This is a genomic window from Glycomyces sp. NPDC047010 (assembly GCF_040644205.1).
GTDB lineage: Bacteria > Actinomycetota > Actinomycetes > Mycobacteriales > Micromonosporaceae > Glycomyces.
Genome location: NZ_JBEYVY010000006.1, coordinates 15,722 through 40,545, shown reverse-complemented (window position 1 = coordinate 40,545; position 24,824 = coordinate 15,722). Strand labels below are relative to the sequence as shown.

Sequence of the window (24,824 nt, the reverse complement as noted above, 5' to 3'; positions counted from 1 at the left end):
GCGTCAGTCGACGCTGTGGGAGGCGAGGCGGCGGTACGCGGACTCGGCGAGGAGTTCCGCGTGCGTGCCGGTGGCGTGGACTTTCCCGTCGACCATCCACACCGCGAGGTCGGCGTGCGCGAGCCACAGCGGCGACGCGGTGACCACGAGCGTGGCCCGCCCGGCGCGGGCCGCGGCGACGCGCGCGGCGATGAGCGACTCGGTGTGGGCGTCCACGGCCGACGTCGGCTCGACGGCGAGGAGCGTCTCCGGTTCGGCCGCAAGGGCTCTGGCGAGGCGCAGGCGCTGGCGCTGCCCGCCGGAGAGGTTCCGGCCGCCCTCCTCGACGGCGCGGTCCCAGCCGAGGGACGCCACGTCGTCGGCGCACGCGGCCGTGATCGCCTGCCGCGCTTGCGGTTCGGGGACGCGCATGGTGGAGGCGAGCGTCCCGGTGAACAGGTGGTCCTCGTCGGTGAGGAGCATGATGCGGGCCCTGACCTCGGCGAGCGGGTACGACTCGACGGTTTCCCCGCCCCACAGGGCCCCGGAGTCGCGGTAGCGGGCGAGGCGCTCGCACGCGTCGGCGGCGTGGGCGGTCTCGGCGGTGACGACCACCGTCAGGCCCGAGACCGGCACGGCCAGGCCGGAGTCGGGGTCGCGCAGCTCGCCGCGGCCGTCGCGTGCGGTGCCGTCGTCGGCGAGGTCGGGGCCGATGTTGAGGACCCGCACGATCCGCTTGGCCGCCACCCAGGCCGCGACGAGGTACTGGGAGCAGCCGACGAAGTTCCCGGAGACGGCGATGAAGATCGTGGCGAAGCTGAACGCCGCGGCCAGGCCCCCGATGGTGATCTGGCCGTCGGCGGCGAGGATCGCCCCGACCCAGGTGATGACCGCGACGAACACGATCGGCATCGAGTGGCGCAGCGCGTGGATCCACGAGCTCGGCCCGGCGACCTCGTACCCCTTGCGGCGCAGCGCGGTCGAGCGCTCCCGGTACCGGGCCGCGAACAGCACGTCCCCGCCGATGCCGCGCAGGACCCGCAGGCCCCCGACGATGTCCGCGGCGTGCGCGGACAGGTCGCCGATGCGGGCCCGGTAGTCCGACTGGCGCGACTGGAGGCGCCCGAGCAGGGGCCCGGCGATGAGCGCGGTGACGACGCTGCCGCTGATGAGCACGGTCCCGAGCAGCGGGTGGATCGACCACACCAGCGCCGACCCGACGACGAACATCGCGAGCGTGTTGAAGAAGAACCCGGCGTCGCTGACGGCCCGCGCCGCGCGCCTGGCGTCCTCGCTCGGCAGGTTGAGCAGCTCCCCGGCCGAGACGCGGTCGCGCACGGCCGTCCCCGCCCGGTTCAGGTGGTCCGTCAGGTCGCGCACCAGGGCCCGCTGGTTCCGCGCCTCGACGGTGGAGAACTGCCGGAACCCGTTGGCCCACAGGATCGGCTGCGCCACGACCAGGGCTGCGGCGGCGGCCAGCCACATCGCGAAGTCCGAGGCCGAGCGGGCGATGAGGCCGTCGTCGACGATCTTCCCGACGATCCACAGCTGCGGCATCGACGCGCACGAGGCGCCCGCGTAAAACAGGAACCCGAGGACCAGGCGCGCCCGGTTCGGCCGCGCCTGCCCGAGGAGGAGCCGCAGGGGTGTCAGCGGCGGGGGAGCTGGGGGCATGGGACCGAAGCTTACCTGCCGACCGGCTTTTCCGGCTCCTCCAATACCGTCCGCCGGGACCGCCCCGGAACGGCCCGGTTTGGGCGCGGCGCCCGTTGGGAACCCATGGTCCACCATCGACCCCCGATGTGGACTATGTGGAAGGACCGGTCATGCCCTACGTCGCCTCACGTCACAACTCCCTGATCGCACACGTCATCACGATCGTGTTCGGCCTCATCGCCCTGATCATCCTGCTGCACCTCGCGTTCGTGCTCCTGGAGGCGAACCCCGGGAACCCGCTGGTCGCGTTCTTCGCCGAACTCGCGAACTGGTTCTCGTGGCTGTTCCGCGACATGTTCACCATCGACGACGCCAAGGTCCGCGCGATCGTCAACTACGGCCTCGCCGCCCTCGTCTACCTGCTCATCGGCGGCGCCATCGCGGGCGCCGGCCGCCGCTGGGGCCACGACTGATCCACCCCGCCTGTCGGTGCGGTGCCCTAGGGTCGTCACATGAGCGAGAACTGGCGTGTGGCGATCCTGGGGCAACTGGAGTTCTACTGGGACTTCCACCTGCGGCCCCGACTTGAGGGGCTCACCGACGAGGAGTACTTCTGGGAGCCGGTCGACGGCTGCTGGTCCCTGCGGCCCGGCCCCGACGGCGCCCTGCACCTGGAGCAGTCCTACCCCGCCCCCGAGCCGCCGCCGTTCACCACGATCGCCTGGCGCATGACCCACATCAGCCGCGACGTCCTCGGCATCCGCGCCCGCGCCCTGTTCGGCCCCCACGAGGGCCTCGAAGACGCCCACATGTTCGACCAGCGCCTCTGGCCCGAGCCCCTCCCGGCCACCGCCGCCGACGCCGTCGCCACCCTCGAACGCGCCTACGCGCACTGGCACGACGCCATCGCCGCCCTCACTCCCGCCGAGTTCGACGCCCCGTTGGGCCCCAAGGCGGGCGAGTACGCCGACGACCCCGTCGGTGCCCTGGTCCTGCACCTCAACCGCGAGACCATGGCCCACGGAGCGGAGATCTCCCTGCTCCGCGACCTCTACCGCGACACGCCGCTCAGCTCCCGGCGCTCCAGCTGATCTCGCGCACCGGGGCGACCGGGCCGAAGCGCGGGAGGCTCAGCGCCACGGAGGCTTCGTGCTCGGCCCCGGTGAGGCCGGTCATCGCGTCCTCGGCGAACACCAGGTCGTAGCCGAGGTCCGAGGCGGCGCGCGCCGTCGACTCGACGCCGAGGTTGGTCGCGATCCCGGCCATGACCAGGGTCGAGGCCCCGTACCCGCGCAGCACGCCGTCGAGCCCGGTGTCCTGGAACCCGCCGATGGTGCGCTTGACGACGACCGCGTCGGCGGCCTGCTCGACCTCCTCCACCAGCCCGCTGCCCGGCGGCTGCTCGGACACGCCCGGGCGCTCGACCCGGATCGCGACCACCGGCACACCGGCCGCACGCGCGTTCCGGGCCAGCTCCAGCGCGGCCGCGAGCACCTCCCCGCCGGTGTGCGGCGCGAGGTCCAGCGCCACCAGGCGCGGCATCAGGTCCACGAGCACCACGGCACTGCCTTGCGGCTCAAGCGTTGTCATGGGCAACAGGGTACTCAGCCCGCGCGGTGCGTCCGCGGGAGCGCGGGCAGGGCCGTGAGCAGGGACTTAAGGATTGCTACCAGGTGATACCACGAGGTATCATCTCTCTATGGCCATGACGCTGCGACTCTCCGAAGCCGACGACCGCCTGCTCACCGAGCGGGCGGCCAAGGAGCACCGGTCCAAGCACGACCTCGTGGTGGAGGCGCTCCACATGTACCTGACCGAGCGCCGCCAGCGCTTCGACGCGCTGCTCGCCGATGCGCTCGACGAGGACCGCGAACTGCTGGACCGGCTCGCGAAGTGACCGATTACCTGGACCTCGACGACCTCATCAGGATCGCCGTGGCCGTCACCGGGCACGAGCCGCCGCCGGTGCGCGACTGGGGCCTCCTCGAATCCTCGCTGGCCCGGCCCCAGGCGGCGGTGTTCGGCGTCGAGGCGTACCCGACGCTCCACGAGAAGGCGGCCGCGCTGCTCCACTCGCTGGCGCGCAATCATGCGCTCCTCGACGGGAACAAGCGCCTCGCCTACATCGCGGCGAAGCTGATGCTCGGCCTCAACGGCCGGCGCCTCCGGGTCCCGAGCCCCGAGGAGGCCGACGTGTACATCCGCGAGATCGCCCGAGGCGACCACGAGGTGCCCGAGATCGCGGCGACCCTGGCGAAGTGGACCACCTCGGTCAAGTGACCGGACGCGAAGGGCCCGAGCGGTATCCGCTCGGGCCCTTCGCGTTCCTCGTTCAGTCGGCGTCGCGCATCCGCAGGAGCTTCCTCGCCTCGACCGTGGTGATGGCCGGGCGCTGGGCCAGGGCCGCCGCTTCCGCCGCGCGTGCGACGAGCTGGTCGTTGCCGGTGACCGGTTGGCGGCGGGCGAAGGAGGTGGTGTCCTCCATGCCGACGCGGAGGTGGCCGCCGTGGGCGAGGGAGGCGAACATGACCGGGAGGGTGGTGCGGCCGATGCCGGTGGCGGAGAAGGTGGTCCCCTCCGGCAGGTGGCGGCGCACGCCCTCGGCGAAGGCCGTCACGGTGGAGGCGTCGCCCGCGGCGCCGCCGGGGACGCCGAGGACGAAGTCCACGTGGACGTGGTCGCCGAACGGCAGGCCGTGCTGGTCGAGCAGCCGCTCCAGGGACGCGAGGTGCCCCAGGTCGAACAGCTCGTACTCCGGGACGACGGCCAGCTCCCGCATCCGCTCGTGGAGGCGCACCACGAACTCCCAGCGGTTGGTGAACACGTCGTCGCCGAAGTTCACGGTGCCCATCGTGCAGGAGGCCATGTCCGGTTCGGCGTCGAGGACCGCGAGGCGGGCCTCCTCGCCGTCGCGGACCGAGCCGCCCGTGGAGAGCTGCACGATGAGGTCCGTGGACTCCCGCAGGGCCGCAACGGCATCGCGCAGGCGCACCGGGTCGAGCGTGGGCTTCGCGTCGTCGTCGCGCAAGTGGACGTGGACGATCGACGCCCCCGCCGACTCGCACTTCACGGCCGTGTCGACCAGCTCGTCGAGCGTCACCGGTAGGACCGGGACCTCGGCCTTGTCGACCTCGGCCCCGGTGGGCGCCACCGTGATGAGCGTCCCGGTCATCCGACCTCCGCCGCCTCGTCCTGGCGGGCCGACGCCTGCCGCGAGCGGACCGCGGCCGCGTTCCCGGCCTCCTTCGCGGCGTGCGGGGCGTGCATGCCCGCCCACCACTGCTGCCCGGCCTTCGGGAGCGTGTCGATCGGGTCGTAGAACGGGTACCGGCGCGTCAGCGCGTCGGGGTCGTCGGCCTCCAGGGACGTGCGGTAGTTCTTCGTCCAGTACGAGATCCCGAGCTCCCGGTCGTACTCCGACAGCTGGTGGACCCAGCGCTTGCCGACCATCGGCACGTCGCAGATGATCCGCGGCGTCGCGTACCCCGGCAGGTACCCCATGATCGCGGTCTGGAGGTCCTGCGCCTGCGCGACGGAGGTCCGCCAGTGCTCGGCGTTGGGGATCATGTCGCACATGTAGAAGTAGTACGGCAGGATGTTCGCCTCGCCCTGGAGCGCGAAGCACAGGTCGAGCAGGTCGGCCTGGGTGTCGTTGACGCCGCGCATGAGCACGCCCTGGTTGCGCACGTCGCGCACGCCGGCGTCGAGCATCGCGGCCGCCGCGCGCGCCACCGTCGGGGTCACCGAGTTGGCGTGGTTGACGTGCGTGTGGATCGCCAGGTTCACGCCCTGGCCGGCCGCGCGCTTGGCGACGCGCGCCATGCCCTCGACGACCTCGTCCTGGAGCCAGTGCTGCGGCAGCCCCATGAGCGCCTTGGTGGCCAGGCGGATGTCGCGGATCGTCTCCACGTCCAGGAGCCGGTCGAGGAACCGCTCCAGCTGCTTCCACGGCAGGTTCGCGACGTCGCCGCCGGAGACCACGACGTCGCGCACCCCCGGGTGGGTCGTGAGGTATTCGAGGATCGCCGACTGCCGGTCGACCGGCTTCAGCGACAGCTTCCGCTTGTCCACTGTGGGCGTCGAGTTGCCCACCAGGTCCATGCGGGTGCAGTGCCCGCAGTACTGCGGGCAGGTCGACAGGAGCTCGGCGAGCACCTTCGTGGGGTAGCGGTGCGTCAGGCCCTCGACGGCCCACATGTCGTGCTCGTGCAGCGAGTCGCGCGCCGCGAAGGGGTGGGAGGGCCAGTCCGGGTGCCGGTCCGAGGCCACGGGGAGCATGTACCGGCGCACCGGGTCGGCGTAGAACGCGTCCGTCCACGAGCCCGGCGCGGTCTCATCGACCTGAGGGACCATCGTGTTGAGCATCTGCGGCGGCAGGAGCATCGACATCGTCGCCGAGCGCGCGATGTCCGACTCCAGGTCCTCGTAGAACGACTCGTGCAGCCGGTCGCCCATGAGCGCCCGCAGCTGCTTCACGTTCTTCACGCAGTGCACGCGCTGCCACTGCGCCGAGGCCCAGTCGGACTCGGTCACGTCCGTCCAGCCGGGGAACCGCGTCCAGTCGGGCTCGACCAGCTCACGCCGCCGGTACTGGTAAGGCTGTTCGATCATCTTGGGCATCGTCGCCTCGAATGGTCGATCGGCCACGTTCTCACCTCCATGCCCGGGATGTTCGGCCCGGGGAAACGTCGCGGGCGGGGGTAGACCGCCTTGTGACGAGGATAACCTTCCGTTACAGTTGCTCGCTAGGTCTCGCATATTGAGATTCGATCAACTCCCGTTACGAGAAAGGGCGGCAACGATGTCGACAGGCTCACCGGTCGGATCGCACCGGGTCGTCAGCCCCGCCGGAGCACTGCCACAAGCGGCCGACCGGCTCGACCCGAACCCCGAGATCGCCGACGACGAGGTCCGCGTCAGCGTCGAGCGCCTCAACCTCGACGCCGCCTCCTACCGGCAGCTCCACACCAAGCACGGCGGCGACGGCGCCGCCGTCCGCGACGAGGTCCTCGCCATCGTCGAGGCCCGCGGCAAGATGCAGAACCCCGTCACCGGCTCCGGCGGCATGCTCATCGGCACCGTCGACGCCGTCGGACCCCGCTCCCCGCTCGGCCTCAAAGTCGGCCAGAAGATCGCCACCCTCGTCTCCCTCACCCTCACCCCGCTGCGCATTACTGACCGATTGGAGCGCTGGGACGGCAGTTCCGAGCAGGTCCCCGCAGCCGGCACCGCCATCCTCTTCGGCCGCTCCATCGCCGCCCCCATCCCCGACGACCTCCCCGAGGAGCTCGCGCTCGCCGTCTTCGACGTCTGCGGCGCCCCCGCCCTCGTCCGCCGCGTCGTCTCCCGCCGCTACCACTCCGGCCCCACCGTCGCCGTCCTCGGCGCCGCGGGCAAGTCCGGGTCCCTCTCCCTCGCCGCCGCCAAGGACGCCCGCGCCGCCAGCGTCCTCGCCGTCGTCCGCGACCAGGACGAGGCCGACCGCGTCGACAAGCTCGGCATCGCCGACCGGATCGCCGTCGCCGACGCCACCGACCCCCTCGGCCTCGCCGCCGCCGTCAGCGACGCCCTCCGCGGCCGCGGCGCCGACGTCACCGTCGTCTGCGTCGACGTCCCCGGCTGCGAGCACGGCGCGATCCTCTCCACCGCCACGGGCGGCACCGTCGTCTTCTTCTCCATGGCCACCTCCTTCCCCCAGGCCGCCCTCGGCGCCGAAGGACTCGCCGCCGACGTCGAGATGCTCATCGGCAACGGCTACACCCCCGGCCACGCCGACTACGCCCTCCAGCTCCTCGACCGCCATCCCGGCCTCAGAGCGCTCTTCGACGACCGCGTCGCCGGGCGGCACTGACATGACCGGACCGCTCCTGCCGCTGGACGCCGACCTCGTCGCCCGCGCCCGCGCCCTCGCCGCCAAGGCCGCCCAACCCGTCGTGGACCTGGCCCGCAGCCACACCACCGTCTCCGTCGAACGCGCCACCCTCCGCCTCGCCGGACTCACCGGCGCCGACCCCGACGGCATCCCCTGGGTCAACCGCCTCGCCGACGCCGTCCAGGACCAGGTCGGCATCGAGCACGGCATCGCCCTCCCGGTCTTCCACGCCCTCAAGGACTTCCCCGACCTCGAACGCCTCGCCCACGCCGCCGCCGCGGACGGCGTCCGCTTCGAGCTCCCGAAAGCCCAAGCGGCCCAGGCCGCCCGAGACCGCGCCAGCGCCGCCGTCGGCCACGGCTTCGACCGCATCGACGCCTCCCGCGCCCGCCGCGACCGGCTCGTCGGCGAGATCGGCGACCCGCCCCAACGGCCCTGGATCTACCTCATCGTCGCCACCGGCGACATCTACGAGGACATCCCGCAGGCCCAGGCCGCCGCCAAGGCCGGAGCCGACGTCATCGCCGTCATCCGCTCCACCGGCCAGTCCCTCCTGGACTACGTCCCCGAAGGCGCCACCCGCGAGGGCTTCGCCGGGACCTACGCCACCGGCGAGAACTTCCGGCTCATGCGCGCCGCCCTCGACGAGACCTCGCGTGAAGTGGGCCGCTACATCCGCCTCACCAACTACGCGTCCGGGCTCTGCATGCCCGAGATCGCCGCGCTGGCGGGCATGCACCGGCTCGACATGATGCTCAACGACTCCATGTACGGCATCCTGTTCCGCGACATCAACCCGATCCGCACCTTCGTGGACCAGCGCTTCAGCCGCCAGGTCCACGCCCGCGCCGGGATCATCATCAACACCGGCGAGGACAACTACCTGACGACGGCCGACGCGGTCGACGCCGCGCACACCGTCACCGTCTCGCAGCTGCTCAACGAGCGCTTCGCCCACGAGGCCGGACTCCCCGACCCGCTGCTGGGCCTCGGGCACGCCTTCGAGATCAACCCCGAAGTGCCCGAGTCGTTCCGGCTCGAACTCGCGCACGCGCTCCTGGCCCGCCAGCTGTTCCCCGACGCGCCGCTGAAGTGGATGCCGCCGACCAAGCACATGACCGGCGACGTCTTCCGCGGCAACCTCCTCGACGGGTTCTTCAACCTCGCCGGGGTCATGACCGGGCAGTCGATCCTCCTGGTGGGCATGATGACCGAAGCGGTCGTCACCCCCTGGCTCTCCGACCGCGACATCGCGCTCCAGAACGTCAGGTACGTCCTGAGCGCCTGCGCCGGGCTCGCCGAGGACTTCCACCCGCCCGCCGACGGGTTCATCGCCAACCGCGCGAACCACGTCCTCGGCGAGGCCGTGGACCTCCTCGGCAGGATCGTGGACGACGGCCTGCTCAACGCCATCGCCGACGGCACCTTCGGCATCATGAAGCGCCCCGCCGACGGCGGCCGCGGCCTCGACGGCGTGGCGGAGCGCGCCGAGGACTACTGGAACCCCGCCGCAGAGCTCCTGGACGGAGGCACCGAATGAGCCGCATCGTGCGCCCCTACGGCGACACCACCGGCGACGGCATGGTGCAGATGTCCTTCACCCTGCCCGTCCCGCACGACAAGCGCGCTGAGGGCGCGGCCCTCCAGCTCGCCGCGAAGATGGGCCTCGACGGCGCGATGCTCGTGCACGCCAAGCCCATCGGCGAGGACTACACGTTCTTCGTCGTCTACGGCGCGACCACGCACCTCGTCAACCTCGACGAGGTCAAGGTGGTCGAGCGCGACTACCCGCACTTCAGCCCCAAGGAAGTGAACGACGCCGTCCGCGAGAAGCTCGGGCGCAAGCTCACCGTCGTGGGCGCCTGCATCGGCACCGACGCGCACACCGTGGGCATCGACGCGATCCTCAACATCAAGGGCGTCGCGGGGGAGAAGGGCCTGGAGTACTACCGCGAGCTGCGCGTGGTCAACCTCGGCGCCCAGGTCGCCGTCCCCGACCTGGTGAACCGGGCCGTGGACGAGGGCGCCGACGCGGTCCTGGTCAGCCAGGTCGTCACCCAGAAGGACGCCCACCTGCACAACACCCGCGAGATGTCGGCCGCGTTCCGCGAGGCCCTGCCGCCGGGCAGGCGCCCGCTCCTGGTCGTCGGCGGCCCCCGCTTCGACGAGGGCGCCGCCGCCGAACTCGGCGTCGACCGGATCTTCACCCGGGGCACCATGCCCTCCGACGTCGCCTCGTTCCTCGTCCACCGACTCGTCTTCGCAAGAGAGGCCGCCGAATGACCGCGGACCACAACGGCACCAAGGTGACCCACCGCCGCTACATCCCCTACTCGCACGCGCACTACGGCGGGAACCTCGTGGACGGCGCGTACGGGCTCGGCATGTTCGGCGACGTCGCCACCGAGCTGTGCATCCTCACCGACGGCGACGAGGGCCTGTTCGCGTCCTACTCCGACGTGCAGTTCCAGGCGCCCGTGCGGGCCGGGGACGTCGTGGAGGCCACCGCGGTCGTGGTCCGCACCGGGAAGCGCAGCCGCACCGTGGAGTTCACGCTCACCGTGGTCTGCCGCGCTGACCCCGAGCGCGGCGACTCGGCCGCCGCCGTCCTGGACGAGCCCATCACCGCCACCACCGCCACGGGCACCGTGGTGGTGCCTTGACCGGCGTGATCGTCTGCGCCGACGTCGGCTCGACCTACACCAAGGCCGCCGCCGTCGACGCGGACTCCGGCGCGCTCCTCGGGGCCGCCTCGCACCCGACGACCCTCGGCACCGACGTCATGGACGGCCTGCGCATCGCGATCGATGCGGCGGTCCCCAAGGGCGCCGACGTGATCGACACGCTCGTGTGCTCCTCCGCGGGCGGGGGCCTGCGGCTCGCCGTCATCGGCAACGAGCCGCTGGTGACCGCCCGCGCCGCCTACCGGGCCGGGCTCAGCGCGGGCGCCCGCGTCGTGGACGTGCGCGCCGGGAACCTCACCGCGGGCGACTTCGCGGCCCTCGGCGCCTCCCGCCCCGACGTGGTCCTCCTCGCGGGCGGCACCGACGGCGGCGACGAGACCGCGCTCCGCGCCCACGCCGAGGACCTCGCCGATTCCGGTCTGCGCACCCCGGTCGTCCTGGCGGGCAACGCGAACGCCGCCCCCGACGTGACCGCGCTCCTCGAAGCCGCCGGCATCCCGGTCACCGCCGTCGGGAACGTCCTGCCGCGTATCGGGTCCCTCAACCCCGTGCCCGCCCGGACCGCGCTCCGCGAGGTCTTCCTGCGCCACGTGATCGCCGGGAAGCACCTCTCGGCCAGCGCCGACTTCACCGCCATGGTCAAGGCCGCCACCCCCGACGCGGTGCTCACCGGCGTGGAGCTCCTCGCCGAGCGCACCGGGGACCTCCTCGTCGTGGACGTCGGCGGCGCGACCACCGACGTGTACTCCGTGCTCACCCCCGACGCCGAGCTCCAGGGCCCGCGCGCCGAGGTCGCCGGGACCGCCTGGCGCTCAAGGACGGTGGAGGGGGACCTCGGGGTCCGCCACACCGCCGTCGGCATCAGTGAGGCCGCCGACGAGGAGGACCTGGCGACCGACTGGGACCTCCCCGACGCCGCGCGCAGGCGCGGCGCCGACCCCGCGTTCCGCGCCGACACCGACCGCGAGCGGGCCTTCGACCGGGAGCTGAGCGCCCTCGCCGCGCGTGTCGCGGTCCGCCGCCACGCCCGCGGGGAGCGCATCGGCGGGCCCACCGAGCCGCTGCGCGGCGGCAAGGACCTCGCGGCCGTGGGCCTCGTGGTCGGCTCCGGCGGCATTCTGCGCCGCGACCCCGAGGCGGCCGAGTGGCTGCGGGAAGCGGTCGGCGGCGACACCTCCGGGGGCGTGCGCCCGCCGAAGGACGCGCGGTTCACCGTGGACGCCGACTACCGGCTGGCCCCGGCGGGTCTCCTTGCGGCCCAAGGCCGCCACGACCTCGCCGTACGCCTCCTGGCCGGGATCTGACCGACCTGATCGGACCGCGGATGCAACCGTCCGGGGCCGTGGAAGCGTATTCACCCGAACGACGATCGTCCCTTCCGAAGAACGACGAAAGGTCGAACATGCAGCGACGTGACGTAGTGAAACTCGGTGCCGCCGTGACCGCGGCCGGAGCCGTCATCGGGACCGGCACCGCCGCCCACGCGGAGACCTCCGCGACCCAGGCCGCCATCACGGCCGACCGGATCAAGGCCGTCTACGACGCCGAGTCGGCGAAGGCCGGGGGCACCTGGCAGGCCAAGGTCACGCTCCTCAACGGCGGCGAGACGGTCACCGCCGTCGATCAGAACTCCGCGAGCGTCCAGACGGCCGCGAGCGTCAACAAGCTCGGGATCGCCCTCGGCGTGCTCGACAAGATCGACCGCGGCGAGCTCGCGCTCGACGACCGCATCACGCTGACCTCGGACATCATCCTCACCGGGTCCGGCTTCTACTTCCACCAGACCGCGTACGGCGACGAGATCACCGTCGCGAACGTCCTCGTGGCGATGCTCCTGACCTCCGACAACACCTCGGTGCGGCTGTGCGGCCTGGTCTGCCCGCCCGCCGAGATCAACGAGGTGCTCGCCGCGAAGGGCTTCGACGACACCCGCGTCATCCCCAACCCCGCGAACCCGGCCCGGATGTGGCTGGGCGACACCACGACCGCCGAGACCAACGAGCTGCTGCACCGGCTCGCGCTCGGCGAGCTCCTGTCGGTGAACTCGACCCGGTTCTTCCTCAACGTCCTCAAGGGCCTGTCGGGCTACCACGACGGCTTCCGCCGCACCATGTCCTCGGCCGAGCGCGCCCGGATCGCCATGAAGTACGGCGCCGACGACGCCACCCGCAGCGAGTCCGGCGTCGTCTACAACACCGCCGGGGCGCCCGTGATGGTCTACTCGTTCATGAACCAGTCGGACGCCAACTGGGGCAACTACGGCGCCACCCACCCCGTGGTCCAGGCGCACGCCGTCATGGGCCGCAAGATGCTCGACATCGTCAACTCGGCCGGCCTGGCCGCCGACGACGCCGTCACCCTCGATGTGAAGGACCCTGAGGCCGCGAGCGTCGACCTGTAACCGCGCGAACGGATGCGGCCCCGGCGGTCCCCGCCGGGGCCGCTCGGCGTGCGCCGGGCTCGTGACCGGCTGTACGTGCAGCAGACTCGCAGCTCCAGCGTCCGCCGTGTGATGTACGGTTCGGTGCGTATCCCACACAAAAGGAGTGATCAACAGTGGACGTGGAGCGCACCGAGTTGCCCGGAATCGGCGTGCGGTTCGAATTCGAGACCAAGCGCGGGATTCGCCTCGGCATCGTCGCCCACCGCGAGGGACGCCGCGACTTCATCATCTACGACCCCGATGATCCGGACTCGATGCTCGACTGCATCGTGTTCTCGGCCGACGAGTCGGCCGCCATCGGCGAACTCCTCGGCGGCGCCCGCATCGTCGAGAAGCTCAACCGCCTGCACCACGAGATCGACAACCTCGTGTCGCGCCAGCTGCTCGTGGACGCGACGAGCCCGTACGCCGAACGCCCGCTCGGCGACACCCGCGCCCGCACCCGCACCGGCGCCTCGATCGTGGCGATCGTCCGCACGGACGGCGTCGAGACCGGACCCGCTCCCTCTGCGATCCTCCACGTCGGGGACCGCCTGGTGACGATCGGGACGCAGGAGGCAGTGGACGCCGTCGACCGGATTCTCAGAGGTATCGAGTAGTGCACGAGACCGTCACCCTCCTCCTCGAACTCGGACTCCTCGTCGGCGCCCTCGGGCTCCTGGGGGCCTTCGCCGGCAGGGCCGGCATCTCCGCCATCCCGCTCTACCTCCTCGCCGGGCTCGCGTTCGGCCACGGGGGTCTCTACGAACTGCACGCCATCACCGGCTTCCTCGAAGTCGGCGCCGAAGTCGGCGTGGTGCTGCTGCTGTTCACGCTCGGCCTCGAATACACCCCGCGCGAACTCCTCGGCACCATGAAGACCTCGTGGCTCGGCGCCGTGGTCGACCTCGTGCTCAACTCCGCCCCCGGCGTCGCGTGCGCGCTCATCCTCGGCTGGGGCCCCGTCGCGGCCGTCGTCTTCGGCGGCGTCACGTACGTGTCCTCCTCGGGCATCATCGCGAAGGTCCTGTCCGACCTCGGCTGGCTCGGCAACCGCGAGACCCCGACGGTGCTCTCGCTGCTGGTCGCCGAGGACCTGGTCATGGCCCTGTACCTGCCGATCCTCACCACGATCCTCGCGGGCCTGGCGTTCGCGCAGGCGTCGTGGGGCCTCGCCATCGCGCTCGTCGCGGTCGCGGGCGCGTTCGTGGTCGCCTCGAAGTGCGGGCACCTGCTGTCGCGCTTCCTGGCCTCCCCGAACGACGAGATCCTGCTGCTCAAGGTCATGGGCATCGTCCTGGTCATCGCCGGTCTCGCCGAGCAGGTGCACGTGTCCGCGGCGGTCGGCGCGTTCATCGTCGGCATGGCCCTGTCCGGCGAGGTCTCCAGGCAGGCGGAGGAGACCCTCGAACCGCTGAAGAACCTGTTCGCGGCGATCTTCTTCGTGAACTTCGGCCTGTCCACCGACCCGACCGCCCTCCCGCCGGTCCTGCCGATCGCGATCACCCTCGCGGTCGTCACGATCGCCACGAAGTTCGCCACGGGGTGGTGGGCGGCGGGCCAGAGCGGTTCGGCCTTCACGGGCCGGCTCAGAGCCGGGCTCGTCCTCCTCCCGAGAGGCGAGTTCTCCATCGTGATCGCCGGCCTCGGCGTGGCGGCGGGGCTCGATCCGCAGCTCGGATCGGTCGCCGCCGCGTACGTGCTCATCATGGCGGCCCTCGGCCCGATGGCCCCGCGCCTCGCGGGCCCGATCGTGGCCAAGCGCCGCAAGAAGGCGCGCGCCCGGCGCCTGGCCGAGTCCGCGGTCTGACACGACGGTGGCGGGAGTGGCGACTGCGACTCCCGCCACCGCACGGTGCGGACCGTTACGCGGGCTTGATACAACTCAGGGATGGCTGAAACCGCGAACCCCCGCCCCGAGGACGAGGTCGTCGACATCGCGCGCGACCTGATCCGCATCGACACGACGAACACCGGCGACAACGCGACCGCGAAGGGGGAGCGCGCCGCCGCCGAGTACGTGGCCGAGAAGCTCGCCGAAGTCGGCCTCGAACCGAAGATCTACGAATCGGCCCCCGGCCGCGCCTCCGTCGCCTGCCGTTTCCCCGGCGCCGACCCCTCGCGTGGGGCCCTCCTCCTCCACGGCCACCTCGACGTCGTCCCCGCCGAGGCCAGCGAGTGGACCGTCCACCCCTTCAGCGGCGAGATCAAGGACGGCTACCTGTTCGGCCGTGGCGCGGTCGACATGAAGGACTTCGACGCCATGCTCCTCGCGCTCGTCCGTGACTGGAAGCGCTCGGGCAAGGTCCCCCCGCGCGACCTGGTCCTGCTGTTCACCGCCGACGAGGAGGCCGGGTCCGACTACGGCGCCCGCTTCATGGTCGAGCAGCACCCCGAGGTCTTCGAGGGCGTCACCGAAGCGGTCGGCGAGGTCGGCGGCTTCTCCATGACCCTCCCCAACGACCTGCGCGTCTACGTCGTCCAGACCGCCGAGAAGGGCCTCGACTGGCTGCGCCTGCGCGCCACCGGCCGCCCCGGCCACGGCTCGATGCTCCACGACGACAACGCCGTCACCCGCCTCACCCGCGCGGTCGCCAACATCGGCCAGCACGACTTCCCCGTCGAGATGACCCCCACGGTCCGCCAGTTCCTGGAGTCGGTCTCCGAGCTCACCGGCGTCGAGTTCGACCCGTCGAACCCCGACGAGGCCGTCGCCAAGCTCGGCCCGATCGCCCGCCTCGTCGGCGCGACGCTCCGCAACACCGCGAACCCGACCCGCCTCAACGCCGGGTACAAGACCAACGTCATCCCCTCCACCGCCGAGGCCGTCATCGACTGCCGCTCCCTGCCCGGCCGCAACGACGAGCTCGAAGCGACCCTCAAGGAGCTCGCGGGCGCGGGCATCGACTTCGAATACGAGATCCGCCAGCCCGGCTACGAGACCTCCTTCGACGGCGCGCTCGTCGACGCCATGGCCGAGGCGATCCGCCTCGCCGACCCCGGCGCCCGGACCGTCCCGTACATGCTCTCCGGCGGCACCGACGCGAAGGCGTTCGCGACCCTCGGCATCCGCTGCTTCGGCTTCGCGCCCCTGAAGCTCCCCGCCGACCTCGACTTCACCGCGCTGTTCCACGGCATCGACGAGCGCGTCCCGCTCTCGGGCCTCCAGTTCGGTGTGGACGCCATGGACCGGTTCATCTCCAGGTCCTAAGGACGATCTCGGCCGGCGCGGTGAGCACCCTCACCGCGCCGGTTCCCGCGCGCCCCTTTACAGCCGCTCCCCGAACGCCCTAGACTTCACGGCGATGTTGATTTACTTCCTCTAGAAGCAGCCCGGTCACCGCGTCGAGCACCGCTCCGCCACGACCGCACCGGCACGCATCACCGATCCCGAAGCACTCCGCTCCGATCCCGCGTGCCTCCGCTCCCTTCTCCTTCCACTGCTTTCTGGAGGCGCCCGTGCTCCGCCACGTACATCTGTCCCTAGTGGACGTCACCAAGCGATACGCCGACCACCTCGTCCTCGACCGCGTCGGCTTTGCCGTCAAACCCGGCGAACGCCTCGGCGTCGTTGGCGACAACGGCTCCGGCAAGTCCACCCTGCTCAGGCTCCTCGCCAAGGTCGAGGAACCCGACAACGGCGAACTCACCGTCACCTCCCCGGGAGGCGTCGGCTACCTGCCCCAGCAGCTGGACCTGCCCGAGCACCGCACCGTCGCCGACGCGATCGACCTCGCGCTGGCCGACCTCCGCGGGATCGAGGCCGCCATGCGCGACACCGAGAAGGCCCTCTCCGACGGCGACGAGACCGCCGCCGACGCCTACGCCGACCTCCTCGCGCAGTTCGAGGCCCGCGAAGGCTGGGACGCCGACCTGCGCGTCGACCTGGCCCTGGCCGCGCTCGGCCTGCCCGGGCTCGACCGCGCCCGCACGCTCGGGACCCTCTCGGGCGGGGAGCGCTCGCGGCTCGTGCTGGCCGCGACCCTCGCGTCCAGGCCCGCGCTGCTGCTGCTCGACGAGCCGTCCAACGACCTCGACGACGCGGCCGTGGCCTGGCTCGAAGGCCAGCTGCGCGACTGGTCGGGGACCGTCGTGGCCGTCACCCACGACCGGGCGTTCCTGGAGGCCGTCACCACCACGATGATCGAGGTCGAGGACCGCAAGGCCCGCCGCTACGGCAACGGCTACGCGGGCTACCTCACCGCGAAGGCCACCGAGCGCCAGCAGGCGCAGGCGGCCTACGAGCAGTGGGTCGCCGAGGTCGTCCGCCAGGAGGGCATCGTCGAGCACAACGCGGGCCGCGCCGACGCGATCCCGCGCAAGCTCCCGATGGCGAACATGTCCACCGGGGCCTTCCGGTCCCGCAACCGCGACCACGGGGCCGGGAGCCGCATCAAGATCGCCAAGCGGCGGCTCGAACGCCTGCACGCCGATCCCGCCGCGCCGCCGCCCGAGCCGCTCCGGTTCGAGCCGACGCTCACGACCGCGGGCGACGGCTCCGACGCGCCCGCCCTGCACGTGGCGGGCGTCCGGGTCGCCGACCGCCTCGACGTCCCGGAACTGACCGTGGCCCAAGGCGAACGCGTCCTCGTCACCGGACCCAACGGCGCGGGCAAGACCACGCTCATGCGGGTCCTCGCCGGGGAGCTCGAACCCGACGCGGGCACCGCGGTGCGCACCGGCGCGGTCGGCCACCTGCGCCAGCTCTCCGGGCCCGGCTCGGCCCGCCAGTCGGTCCTGCGGGCCTTCGCGGACGGCCGCGTCGGCACGCTCGAAGAGCACGCCGAGGCCCTGCTCGCCTTGGGGCTCTTCGCACCCGAGCAGTTCGGGAAACCGGTCGCGGCCCTCTCCACGGGCCAGCGCCGCCGCCTCGAACTCGCGCGGCTCGTGTCGCGCCCGGTCGACGTACTCCTGCTCGACGAGCCGACGAACCACCTGTCGCCGGTCCTCGCCGAGGAGCTCCAGGCGGCTCTGGCGTCCTACACGGGCACGGTGGTCCTGGTCAGCCACGACCGGCGGCTCCGCGCCTCGTTCGCGGGCCGCCGCGTGGAGATGGACGCAGGCCGCATCACCACTGGGCTCTCGAACGGCTCGCAAGCTTCACCGTAGTGCCATGACGAGTTCCCGTGCGGCCGAGGCGCACTGCGCGGCGTACTCGGACGGAGGGAACCCGATGAGGTCCTTGAAGTCGTGCGTGAAGTGGGCCTGGTCCGACCATCCGAGCCGCGAGGCGAGGCGGGCCAGGTCCGCGCCCGGCTCCGCGGCGAGGCGGTCGGCCGCGTCGTGGATCCGGTACCGGCAGATGAGGGCCTTCGGGCCGAGCCCGATGTACGCCTGGAACAGCCGCTGGAGCGCCTTCTGCGTCATGAAGAACCGCGATGCCACTTGGTCCACCCTGGTGATGCCGCGGTCCTCCAGCATCGCCGTGACGATCCGCAGCAGCTCCGCGTAGCGCACGTCCTCCCGCTCGGGCATCCTCGGCGCGAGGAACCGCGTCACGACCTCCACGGCCGCCTCGTCACCGCCGCTCATCACGACCGCGTTCAGCTCCTCGACCTCGGGCCCGAAGATCGTGCCCGCGCCCGCGACCCAGTCCGCGAACGCCGCCGCCCCGATCCCGGTGAACGCCGTGAACCCGCCGGGCCGGAACTTCGCCCCGAACACGCGGCCGCGGCCGGTCAGCGGATGCCGCGACACCGCCAGGCCCGGCCCGTGGACCTCCGCCCCGAGCCCCGGCATGAAGCTGAGGTTCACGCACGGGTGGGGGACCACCACCGACTCGTACGAGGCGCCCTCAGGGAGGTCCCAGTGGACCGCCCAGAACCGCTCCACGTACCTCGCGAGCGGCCCCGTCACCGGGTACCGCCGCAGGTCGATGTGCCTCGCGGCCTCCTGCGGCCGCAGAATGCCCTTGTCGCTCGCCGTCGGTCCGTGCATGCCCCGAAGATAGCGCCGGGGTACGTCGCTTTTTTACAAGCGCAGGCCACGGCCGCGGACCAGACTGGGGGACATGACAGAAAGCAACGTGAATCCGATCCCCGAGGGCTACCACTCGGTCACGCCGTTCATCGTCGTCAAGGACGGCGCGAAGGCCATCGAGTTCTACGAGCGGGTCTTCGGCGCGCGGGTCCTCACCCGCAACGACATGCCCGACGGCACCGTCGCGCACTGCGAGATCCAGATCGGGAACTCGATCGTCCAGCTCGGCGACGTCAACCCGGCGTTCGGCATGGCCGAGCCCGACCCCGAGAACATCACCGCGTCCCTGGTCCTCTACGTCGAGGACTGCGACGCCGTGTTCGCCAAGGCCGTCGAAGCCGGGGCCACCGTCCGCGAGGAGCCCTCGGTGTTCCTCACCGGCGACCGCTTCGCGTCCATCGCCGACCCGTTCGGGCGCCGCTGGTCGATCATGACCCGCGTCGAGGACGTCTCCCGCGAGGAGGGCGAGCGCCGCGTGAACGAGTGGATCGCCTCCATGGGCAGCCAGGAGTAGCACGGGGGAGCCGCAGGCGGACCGCCTGCGGCTCAATAACTCTCCGGGTACCCCACCGTCGGCGCCGACACGTCGTCCAGCGCCAGGCGGATCTCCGGCGGCAGGAACAGCTGCTCCGCCGCCAGCGACGCCCGCAGCTGCGTCGCGTTCCGCGCGCCCACGATCGCCGAGGCCACGCCCGGCTGGTCCCGCACCCACGCCAGCGCCACCTCCAGGGGGCTCACCCCCAGGCCCTCGGCCGCCGTCGCGCACGCCTCCACGATCCCCGCCGACCGCTCGTCCAGGTACGCGCCCGCGAACCGCGACCACTGCGCCGACGCCGCCCGTGAGTCCGCGGGCCGCCCGAACCGGTACTTGCCCGTGAGCACGCCCCGGCCCAGCGGCGACCATGCGAGGACCCCCAGCTCCATCGCCAGGCACGCGGGCAGCACCTCCCGCTCCACGCCGCGCTGGAGCAGCGAGTACTCGACCTGGCTCGCCACGATCGGCGTGCGCCCGGGCCACGCCGCCTGCCACGCGTACGCCCGCGCGGTCTGCCACCCGGTGTGGTTGGACAGGCCCACGTACCGGACCTTCCCGCTGGACACGGCCGCGTCCAGGACCGACATCGTCTCCTCAAGGGGCGTGTCAGGGTCGTACACGTGCAGGATCCACAGGTCGATGTAGTCGGTCCCGAGCCGCCGCAGCGACCCTTCCAGGGACCGCATGAGCCACCCGCGCGACGTGTCGCGCTTGCGCGGCGCCCCGTCGGTGCGCACGCCCGCCTTCGTCGCGATGTGCAGCTGCGAGCGGGCCGCGATCTTCCCGATGAGCTGCCCGATCGCCGCCTCCGCCATGCCCTGCCCGAACACGTCGGCGGTGTCCACGAGCGTGCCGCCGGCCTCCACGAACGTCTGGAGCTGCGCGGCAGCGTCCTCCAGGCCCGCTTCATCGGTGGTCCACGTCATGGTCCCCAGCCCGAGGGAGGAGACCTCGATGCCGCTGCGTCCAAGTGGTCGGCGTTCCATGGGTTCACAAGGTACATCGAACGCGTTTCGCGGGAAAGGCTCAGGTGCGCTTGAGGGAACGGCCCGATCCTTCCGCGCGCTGGCCGGTCGGCCGGTTTCCGAAATAGGATCGCGGGCATGGAATCCTGGACCGCACCGCACGTACCCGCCCTGCCCGGCCACGGCCCCGCCCTGCGCCTGCACGACACCGCGAGCGCGGGCCCGCGCGAGACGGTCGCCCCCGACGCCGAGCGCGCGAGCATGTACGTGTGCGGCATCACGCCCTACGACGCGACGCACCTGGGGCACGCGGCCACGATGATCACGTTCGACCTGGTGCACCGGTACTGGCTCGACCAGGGCCTGGACGTGCACTACGCGCAGAACGTCACCGACGTCGACGAGCCGCTGTTCGAGCGCGCCGAGCGCGACGGCACCGACTGGCAGGTCCTCGGCCTGCGCGAGACCGCGCTGTACCGCGAGGACATGGAGGCCCTCAAGGTCCTCCCGCCGCGCCACTACATCGGCGCCGTCGAGTCGATCCCCTCGGTCGGCAAGGCCGTCGCGCAGCTCCTCGCCACGGGCGCGGCCTACCGCCACGACTCCGGCGACGTCTACTACGCGGTCGAGGCGGACCCGGCCTTCGGCTCGGAGTCGAACTACGACCGCGACACGATGCTCCGGTACGCGCGCGAGCGCGGCGGCGACCCCGACCGCGAGGGCAAGCGCGACCCGCTCGACCCGGTCCTGTGGAACGCCCCTAAGGACGGCGAGCCGTCGTGGGACACCGAGGTCGGCCCAGGCCGCCCCGGCTGGCACATCGAGTGCGCGTGCATCGCCCTCGACTACCTCGGCGAGCAGATCGACGTCCAGGGCGGGGGGAACGATCTGATCTATCCGCACCACGAGATGTCCGCCGCGCACGCCCAGTCGCTGACCGGCAAGCGGCCCTTCGCGAACGCGTACGTCCACACCGGGATGATCGGCCTCGACGGCGAGAAGATGTCGAAGTCGCTCGGGAACCTCGTGTTCGTCTCCAAGCTCCGCGCCGAGGGCGTAGACCCGGCCGCGGTGCGCCTGGCCCTCATGGCCTCGCACTACCGGGCCGACCGGCAGTGGAGCGCGGCCGTCCTCGCCGAGGCCGAGCTGCGCCTGGGCCGCTGGCGCGAGGCCGCCTCCCGAGAGCTGGCCGTCCCGGCCGGGGCGATGCTCACCGCCGTGCGCGAGCGGATCGCCGACGACCTCGACACCCCGGGGGCGCTCGCGGTGGTCGACGCGTGGGCCGAGCGGACACTCTCCGCAGGTGGGGACGATCCCTCCGCAGCCGGGCTCGCCCGGGACACGATCGGAGGAATCCTCGGCATAGACTGCACGCGCTGATTGTGCGAAATGCCGAGTATCGGTACGCTTGATAACTGAGCGTGGCCGACTCCCCATCCTCCTGGAGTCGAATTGAAGATCCTGCTGCTTGCGTCCGCTTTCAACGGTCTCACTCAGCGAGTGTGGTGCACCCTGCGGGAGCAGGGGCACGACGTCGGCGTGGAACTCGCGCCGGCGCACACGCCCGAGTCGATGACCGCCGCGGTGGAGCGGATCGACCCGGACCTGATCCTCTGCCCGTTCCTCAAGCACCGGGTGCCCGAGGACGTGTGGAGGCGGTGGACGACGGTGATCGTCCACCCCGGCCCCGTGGGCGACCGCGGCCCTTCGTCCCTCGACCACGCCCTCCTGGGCCGCAGCCCCCGCTGGGGCGTCACGGCCCTGTCGGCGGTCGAAGAGATGGACGCGGGCCCGATCTGGGCCTCCTTCACGTTCGACGTCCCTGCGGGCATCACCAAGTCCGCGCTGTACAACAGCCGCGTCGCCGACGCGGCCATGGAATGCGTCGCCGCCGTCGTCCGCAAGGTCGCCGCGGGGGACCGGCCCAGGGCCGCCGACGAGCACCCGCGCGCGATCCCCGGCACCGGCGAGCTCCCGCTCCTGCGCCGCCCCGCGTTCGCCCTCGACTGGCGCGCCCCCGCGGCCGACCTCGCCCGGCGCATCGCCGCCGCCGACGGCGCCCCCGGCGCGCCCGTCGAACTCAACGGGCAGGGCTACTGCCTGTTCGACGCCGCCGCCACGGACGACCACACCGGCGCCGAGCCCGGCACGATCGTCGGCCGCGACGCCGAGGCCGTCGCGTTCGCGACCGGCCGCGGCACCCTCTGGGTCGGCTACGCCGCCACCCTCGACCGCAAGCGCGGCCCCAAGCTCCCCGCCGCGATGGTCATCGACCCCAAGGACGCCCCGTTCGCGGCCGCGCCCGCCGCGATCGCGGAGACGGCCTACCGCCGCGACGGCGACATCGGCTACCTCCAGCTGCGCTCCTACAACGGCGCCATGCACACTGAGCAGTGCCGCCGCCTCACCCAGGCGGTCGAGAAGGCCCTCGCCGAGGACACCCGCATCCTCGTCCTCACCGGGACCGAGCACGCCTTCTCCAACGGCATCCACCTCGGCGTCATCGACGCCGCCCCCGACCCCGCCGCCGAGGCGTGGGCCAACATCAACGCCATCGACGACCTCTGCACGGCCATCGCCGGCGCCGACCAGCTCACCGTCGCGGCGTTCACCGCCAGCGCCGGCGCGGGCGGCGTCATGACCGGGCTGTGCGCCGACGTCACCGTGGCCCGCGACGGCGTCGTCCTCAACCCCTACTACGACATGGGGATCTTCGGCTCCGAGCTGCACACCTGGTCGGTCGCCGACCGCATCGGCGAGGCCGCCGCCGCGCGCCTCCTCGGCGAGAAGCTCCCGGTCTCGGCCACCGAGGCCCAGCGGATGGGCCTCATCGGCGCCGTCGGGCCCCGCGACTGGGACGAGTTCGGGCGGTGGCTGCGCGCGGTCGCGCTCGGCTACAACGACCCGGTGACGCGCGGGCGCATGTTCGCGGCGAAGTCGCGCCGCCGGGCCGAGTCGAAGCCGATGTCGTACTACCGGACGATCGAGCTGGCCGAGATGGCCCGCGACATGTTCGACGACCGGCACGGGTTCCACGCGAAGCGCCGCGACTTCCTGGGCAAATCGGCACCTGCGGAGACGCCCGCGAAACTGCGCTTCACCTGATATCCGTAGCTCGTTGACAGGCCGCGTCCCACCTGGTGGACTGAAGGCATGTTTGAAGAAGGGCAGTACTTCGCGCCGGTCAACACCGACGCGGACGGCACGGTCGTCGTGGAACTGGGTGAGACCCACCCGGGCTTCGCGGACGCCGACTACCGCGAGCGGCGCAACGCCATCGCGGCACTCGCATTGGACTGGAGCCCCGGCCTACCCATGCCGACCGTCTCCTACACCGATGCCGAACACGAGATCTGGCGGCTGGTCAGTGCGGAACTGGCCGTCAAGCACCGGGAACTGGCCGCACACGACTACCTCGACGGCGCCGAGCGCCTCAAGCTCCCCGCCGACCACATCCCGCAGCTCCACCAGGTCTCCGAGCTCCTGGAGCCGCTGACCGGGTTCAGCTACCTGCCCGCCGCGGGCCTGGTGCCCCTGCGCGAGTTCTACGGCGTGCTCGCCGACGCGAAGTTCCATGCGACGCAGTACATCCGGCACCACTCGGTGCCCCTGTACACGCCCGAACCTGACGTGATCCACGAGGTCATCGGCCACGCCAACGCGCTCGCCGCGCCCCGCTTCGCCGCGCTGTACCGCGCCGCCGGGGACGCCGCCCGCCGCGTCCACTCCGAGGAGGCCCTGGAGTTCGTCTCCCGCGTCTTCTGGTTCACCCTGGAGTTCGGGGTCATCAGCGAGCCCGACGGCCTGAAGGCGTACGGCGCGGGCATCCTCTCCTCGTACGGGGAGATCGACGAGTTCCGCGACATGACGATCCTGCCGCTCGACCTGGTCACCATGGGCACCATCGACTACGACATCACCCACTACCAGGACAAGCTGTTCGACGCGGGGTCGATGGACCGCCTGGAGGACGTCGTCGGCGAGTTCTGGGAGACCTGCGACGACGACATGATCGAGCGGCTCAAGGCCGACGGCGGCAAGGGCTAGTACAGGCCCTTCTCGTACGTGGTGCCGTAGTACTCGGTGAGCTCCTCGACGGACTCCGCGACGACCTGGGTCTCCTTCACGAGCTGCGCCTGCGACGGCAGCGCGTCGGGCTCCCAGGTCTCCGGCTTCCAGATGCCGGAGCGCATCGAGGCTTTGCCGCAGTGGTAGAAGATCGTGTCGATCTCGACCACGAGCGCGAGGATCGGCTTGTGGCCCTTGACGACCATGTCCTCGAAGAAGGGCGCGTCCGAGACCACCCGGGCGCGCCCGTTGATCCGCAGCGTCTCGCGGCGCCCCGGCAGGATCGACAGCAGGCCCACGTGCGGGTTCGCGAGGACGTTCATGTACCCGTCGACGCGCCGGTTGCCCTTGCGCTCGGGGATCGCGATGGTGGTGTCGTCGATGACGTGGACGATCCCGGGCGGGTCGCCCTTGGGGGAGGCGTCGCAGTTCCCGTCGGCGTCGGTGGTCGCCACGACCACGTACGGCGAGGCCGCCAGCCACTCGCGGTCCCTGGGGTGGAGCCGGAACCGCTCCTTCTCGGCGGCCCGGGACATCGGCGTCCCGACGATCTCACGGAGCTTCCCGGGGTCCGTGACCTCGGTCCACAGGCGGCTGTCGGCGGTGTCCATGGGGGTTCCCTTCCAGCGGGGCCGTTACGACCTGATGCTACTCCCGCGGCCCC

General features: G+C 71.9%; 25 protein-coding genes. 18 read left to right on the top strand and 7 right to left on the bottom strand.

Annotation, left to right across the window (positions count from 1 at the left end):
- Positions 1 to 3 precede the first annotated feature (3 nt).
- Positions 4 to 1,653, bottom strand: coding sequence for an ABC transporter ATP-binding protein (locus AB0A65_RS13460; protein WP_359950921.1), 1,650 nt, complete (start codon positions 1,651 to 1,653; stop codon positions 4 to 6).
- Positions 1,654 to 1,805: 152 nt separating this feature from the next.
- On the opposite strand from AB0A65_RS13460, the gene AB0A65_RS13455 reads away from it, so the two are divergent.
- Together AB0A65_RS13455 and AB0A65_RS13450 are read left to right on the top strand one after the other, a co-directional pair.
- Complete coding sequence (locus AB0A65_RS13455) at positions 1,806 to 2,108, top strand: hypothetical protein (RefSeq protein ID WP_359950919.1); 303 nt, start codon at positions 1,806 to 1,808, stop codon at positions 2,106 to 2,108.
- Between the two features lie 39 nt (positions 2,109 to 2,147).
- The gene (locus AB0A65_RS13450; protein ID WP_359950917.1) at positions 2,148 to 2,726 is read left to right on the top strand and encodes a DinB family protein; all 579 of its coding nucleotides are present in this window, start codon (positions 2,148 to 2,150) and stop codon (positions 2,724 to 2,726) included.
- Here the strand turns inward: AB0A65_RS13450 and AB0A65_RS13445 are convergent.
- Positions 2,704 to 3,225, bottom strand: a complete 522-nt coding sequence (locus tag AB0A65_RS13445) for an isochorismatase family protein (RefSeq protein ID WP_359950915.1) — start codon at positions 3,223 to 3,225, stop codon at positions 2,704 to 2,706. The two genes, AB0A65_RS13450 and AB0A65_RS13445, sit on opposite strands and share 23 nt — an antisense overlap.
- Positions 3,226 to 3,334: 109 nt before the next feature.
- Here AB0A65_RS13445 and AB0A65_RS13440 point away from each other — a divergent pair, with 109 nt between their 5' ends.
- Entirely contained in the window at positions 3,335 to 3,532 is a 198-nt protein-coding gene (locus tag AB0A65_RS13440; protein WP_359950913.1) for a ribbon-helix-helix protein, CopG family, read from the top strand.
- Complete coding sequence (locus AB0A65_RS13435; protein WP_359950911.1) at positions 3,529 to 3,915, top strand: type II toxin-antitoxin system death-on-curing family toxin; 387 nt, start codon at positions 3,529 to 3,531, stop codon at positions 3,913 to 3,915. The genes AB0A65_RS13440 and AB0A65_RS13435 overlap by 4 nt, the downstream gene beginning before the upstream one ends.
- Before the next feature lie 52 nt (positions 3,916 to 3,967).
- On the opposite strand, the gene AB0A65_RS13430 is transcribed toward AB0A65_RS13435, so the two are convergent.
- Both AB0A65_RS13430 and AB0A65_RS13425 read right to left on the bottom strand, forming a co-directional pair.
- Positions 3,968 to 4,807 carry a 3-keto-5-aminohexanoate cleavage protein gene (locus tag AB0A65_RS13430; RefSeq protein WP_359950909.1) on the bottom strand — a complete coding sequence of 280 codons (840 nt, stop codon included), beginning with the start codon at positions 4,805 to 4,807 and terminating at the stop codon, positions 3,968 to 3,970.
- Entirely contained in the window at positions 4,804 to 6,255 is a 1,452-nt protein-coding gene (locus AB0A65_RS13425; protein ID WP_359951594.1) for a lysine 2,3-aminomutase, read from the bottom strand. The genes AB0A65_RS13430 and AB0A65_RS13425 overlap by 4 nt, the downstream gene beginning before the upstream one ends.
- Before the next feature lie 181 nt (positions 6,256 to 6,436).
- Between AB0A65_RS13425 and AB0A65_RS13420 the strand changes: the two genes are divergently transcribed.
- The 10 genes from AB0A65_RS13420 to abc-f all read left to right on the top strand — a co-directional run bounded on the left by AB0A65_RS13420 (position 6,437) and on the right by abc-f (position 17,722).
- The gene (locus AB0A65_RS13420; protein ID WP_359950907.1) at positions 6,437 to 7,486 is read left to right on the top strand and encodes an L-erythro-3,5-diaminohexanoate dehydrogenase; all 1,050 of its coding nucleotides are present in this window, start codon (positions 6,437 to 6,439) and stop codon (positions 7,484 to 7,486) included.
- A 1-nt stretch (position 7,487) separates the two neighbouring features.
- A complete protein-coding gene (locus AB0A65_RS13415; protein ID WP_359950905.1) occupies positions 7,488 to 9,047 on the top strand; it encodes a lysine 5,6-aminomutase subunit alpha in 1,560 nt (519 codons plus the stop codon).
- Complete coding sequence (locus tag AB0A65_RS13410; protein ID WP_359950903.1) at positions 9,044 to 9,790, top strand: OAM dimerization domain-containing protein; 747 nt, start codon at positions 9,044 to 9,046, stop codon at positions 9,788 to 9,790. The genes AB0A65_RS13415 and AB0A65_RS13410 overlap by 4 nt, the downstream gene beginning before the upstream one ends.
- Entirely contained in the window at positions 9,787 to 10,170 is a 384-nt protein-coding gene (locus AB0A65_RS13405) for a hotdog fold domain-containing protein (RefSeq protein WP_359950901.1), read from the top strand. Before AB0A65_RS13410 ends, AB0A65_RS13405 begins: the two co-directional genes overlap by 4 nt.
- 5 nt (positions 10,171 to 10,175) lie before the next feature.
- Positions 10,176 to 11,495, top strand: a complete 1,320-nt coding sequence (locus tag AB0A65_RS13400; protein WP_359951592.1) for a glutamate mutase L — start codon at positions 10,176 to 10,178, stop codon at positions 11,493 to 11,495.
- 98 nt (positions 11,496 to 11,593) lie between these two features.
- On the top strand, positions 11,594 to 12,592 hold the full coding sequence (locus AB0A65_RS13395) for a serine hydrolase (RefSeq protein WP_359950899.1): 999 nt from the start codon (positions 11,594 to 11,596) through the stop codon (positions 12,590 to 12,592).
- Positions 12,593 to 12,747: 155 nt separating this feature from the next.
- Positions 12,748 to 13,233: a TrkA C-terminal domain-containing protein gene (locus tag AB0A65_RS13390; protein ID WP_359950897.1), complete on the top strand. Its 486-nt coding sequence runs from the start codon at positions 12,748 to 12,750 to the stop codon at positions 13,231 to 13,233.
- Positions 13,233 to 14,423 (top strand): cation:proton antiporter, encoded by a 1,191-nt coding sequence (locus AB0A65_RS13385; RefSeq protein ID WP_359950895.1) that lies wholly within the window; start codon positions 13,233 to 13,235, stop codon positions 14,421 to 14,423. The genes AB0A65_RS13390 and AB0A65_RS13385 overlap by 1 nt, the downstream gene beginning before the upstream one ends.
- A gap of 81 nt (positions 14,424 to 14,504) precedes the next feature.
- The gene (locus AB0A65_RS13380; protein ID WP_359950893.1) at positions 14,505 to 15,824 is read left to right on the top strand and encodes a M20/M25/M40 family metallo-hydrolase; all 1,320 of its coding nucleotides are present in this window, start codon (positions 14,505 to 14,507) and stop codon (positions 15,822 to 15,824) included.
- A gap of 266 nt (positions 15,825 to 16,090) precedes the next feature.
- Positions 16,091 to 17,722 (top strand): ribosomal protection-like ABC-F family protein, encoded by a 1,632-nt coding sequence (abc-f, locus tag AB0A65_RS13375; RefSeq protein ID WP_359951590.1) that lies wholly within the window; start codon positions 16,091 to 16,093, stop codon positions 17,720 to 17,722.
- On the opposite strand, the gene AB0A65_RS13370 is transcribed toward abc-f, so the two are convergent.
- Entirely contained in the window at positions 17,714 to 18,550 is an 837-nt protein-coding gene (locus AB0A65_RS13370) for a helix-turn-helix domain-containing protein (RefSeq protein WP_359950891.1), read from the bottom strand. The genes abc-f and AB0A65_RS13370 overlap by 9 nt on opposite strands.
- 73 nt (positions 18,551 to 18,623) lie before the next feature.
- Here AB0A65_RS13370 and AB0A65_RS13365 point away from each other — a divergent pair, with 73 nt between their 5' ends.
- A complete protein-coding gene (locus AB0A65_RS13365) occupies positions 18,624 to 19,106 on the top strand; it encodes a VOC family protein (protein ID WP_359950889.1) in 483 nt (160 codons plus the stop codon).
- Positions 19,107 to 19,138: 32 nt separating this feature from the next.
- On the opposite strand, the gene AB0A65_RS13360 is transcribed toward AB0A65_RS13365, so the two are convergent.
- Positions 19,139 to 20,113, bottom strand: a complete 975-nt coding sequence (locus tag AB0A65_RS13360; RefSeq protein ID WP_359950887.1) for an aldo/keto reductase — start codon at positions 20,111 to 20,113, stop codon at positions 19,139 to 19,141.
- Positions 20,114 to 20,230: 117 nt separating this feature from the next.
- Between AB0A65_RS13360 and mshC the strand changes: the two genes are divergently transcribed.
- The 3 genes from mshC (at position 20,231) to AB0A65_RS13345 (ending at position 24,139) form a co-directional block, all read left to right on the top strand.
- A complete protein-coding gene (gene mshC / locus AB0A65_RS13355) occupies positions 20,231 to 21,472 on the top strand; it encodes a cysteine--1-D-myo-inosityl 2-amino-2-deoxy-alpha-D-glucopyranoside ligase (RefSeq protein ID WP_359950886.1) in 1,242 nt (413 codons plus the stop codon).
- A 159-nt stretch (positions 21,473 to 21,631) separates the two neighbouring features.
- Positions 21,632 to 23,197, top strand: a complete 1,566-nt coding sequence (locus AB0A65_RS13350) for an enoyl-CoA hydratase-related protein (protein ID WP_359950884.1) — start codon at positions 21,632 to 21,634, stop codon at positions 23,195 to 23,197.
- Between the two features lie 48 nt (positions 23,198 to 23,245).
- Entirely contained in the window at positions 23,246 to 24,139 is an 894-nt protein-coding gene (locus AB0A65_RS13345; RefSeq protein ID WP_359950882.1) for a phenylalanine 4-monooxygenase, read from the top strand.
- On the opposite strand, the gene AB0A65_RS13340 is transcribed toward AB0A65_RS13345, so the two are convergent.
- Positions 24,136 to 24,771 (bottom strand): pyridoxamine 5'-phosphate oxidase family protein, encoded by a 636-nt coding sequence (locus tag AB0A65_RS13340; protein WP_359950880.1) that lies wholly within the window; start codon positions 24,769 to 24,771, stop codon positions 24,136 to 24,138. The two genes, AB0A65_RS13345 and AB0A65_RS13340, sit on opposite strands and share 4 nt — an antisense overlap.
- Positions 24,772 to 24,824 lie beyond the last annotated feature (53 nt).

Bases quoted from the DNA above. Each gene is read 5' to 3' on its own strand.
- AB0A65_RS13415 (WP_359950905.1), top strand. From the start codon at position 7,488: ATGACCGGACCGCTCCTGCCGCTGGACGCCGACCTCGTCGCCCGCGCC.
- AB0A65_RS13345 (WP_359950882.1), top strand. From the start codon at position 23,246: ATGTTTGAAGAAGGGCAGTACTTCGCGCCGGTCAACACCGACGCGGAC.
- AB0A65_RS13360 (WP_359950887.1), bottom strand. From the start codon at position 20,113: ATGGAACGCCGACCACTTGGACGCAGCGGCATCGAGGTCTCCTCCCTC.
- AB0A65_RS13460 (WP_359950921.1), bottom strand. From the start codon at position 1,653: ATGCCCCCAGCTCCCCCGCCGCTGACACCCCTGCGGCTCCTCCTCGGG.
- AB0A65_RS13365 (WP_359950889.1), top strand. From the start codon at position 18,624: ATGACAGAAAGCAACGTGAATCCGATCCCCGAGGGCTACCACTCGGTC.
- AB0A65_RS13380 (WP_359950893.1), top strand. From the start codon at position 14,505: ATGGCTGAAACCGCGAACCCCCGCCCCGAGGACGAGGTCGTCGACATC.
- AB0A65_RS13370 (WP_359950891.1), bottom strand. From the start codon at position 18,550: ATGCACGGACCGACGGCGAGCGACAAGGGCATTCTGCGGCCGCAGGAG.
- AB0A65_RS13405 (WP_359950901.1), top strand. From the start codon at position 9,787: ATGACCGCGGACCACAACGGCACCAAGGTGACCCACCGCCGCTACATC.
- AB0A65_RS13420 (WP_359950907.1), top strand. From the start codon at position 6,437: ATGTCGACAGGCTCACCGGTCGGATCGCACCGGGTCGTCAGCCCCGCC.
- AB0A65_RS13430 (WP_359950909.1), bottom strand. From the start codon at position 4,807: ATGACCGGGACGCTCATCACGGTGGCGCCCACCGGGGCCGAGGTCGAC.
- AB0A65_RS13395 (WP_359950899.1), top strand. From the start codon at position 11,594: ATGCAGCGACGTGACGTAGTGAAACTCGGTGCCGCCGTGACCGCGGCC.
- AB0A65_RS13440 (WP_359950913.1), top strand. From the start codon at position 3,335: ATGGCCATGACGCTGCGACTCTCCGAAGCCGACGACCGCCTGCTCACC.
- AB0A65_RS13455 (WP_359950919.1), top strand. From the start codon at position 1,806: ATGCCCTACGTCGCCTCACGTCACAACTCCCTGATCGCACACGTCATC.
- AB0A65_RS13340 (WP_359950880.1), bottom strand. From the start codon at position 24,771: ATGGACACCGCCGACAGCCGCCTGTGGACCGAGGTCACGGACCCCGGG.
- AB0A65_RS13410 (WP_359950903.1), top strand. From the start codon at position 9,044: ATGAGCCGCATCGTGCGCCCCTACGGCGACACCACCGGCGACGGCATG.
- AB0A65_RS13450 (WP_359950917.1), top strand. From the start codon at position 2,148: ATGAGCGAGAACTGGCGTGTGGCGATCCTGGGGCAACTGGAGTTCTAC.
- AB0A65_RS13425 (WP_359951594.1), bottom strand. From the start codon at position 6,255: ATGCCCAAGATGATCGAACAGCCTTACCAGTACCGGCGGCGTGAGCTG.
- AB0A65_RS13445 (WP_359950915.1), bottom strand. From the start codon at position 3,225: ATGACAACGCTTGAGCCGCAAGGCAGTGCCGTGGTGCTCGTGGACCTG.
- mshC (WP_359950886.1), top strand. From the start codon at position 20,231: ATGGAATCCTGGACCGCACCGCACGTACCCGCCCTGCCCGGCCACGGC.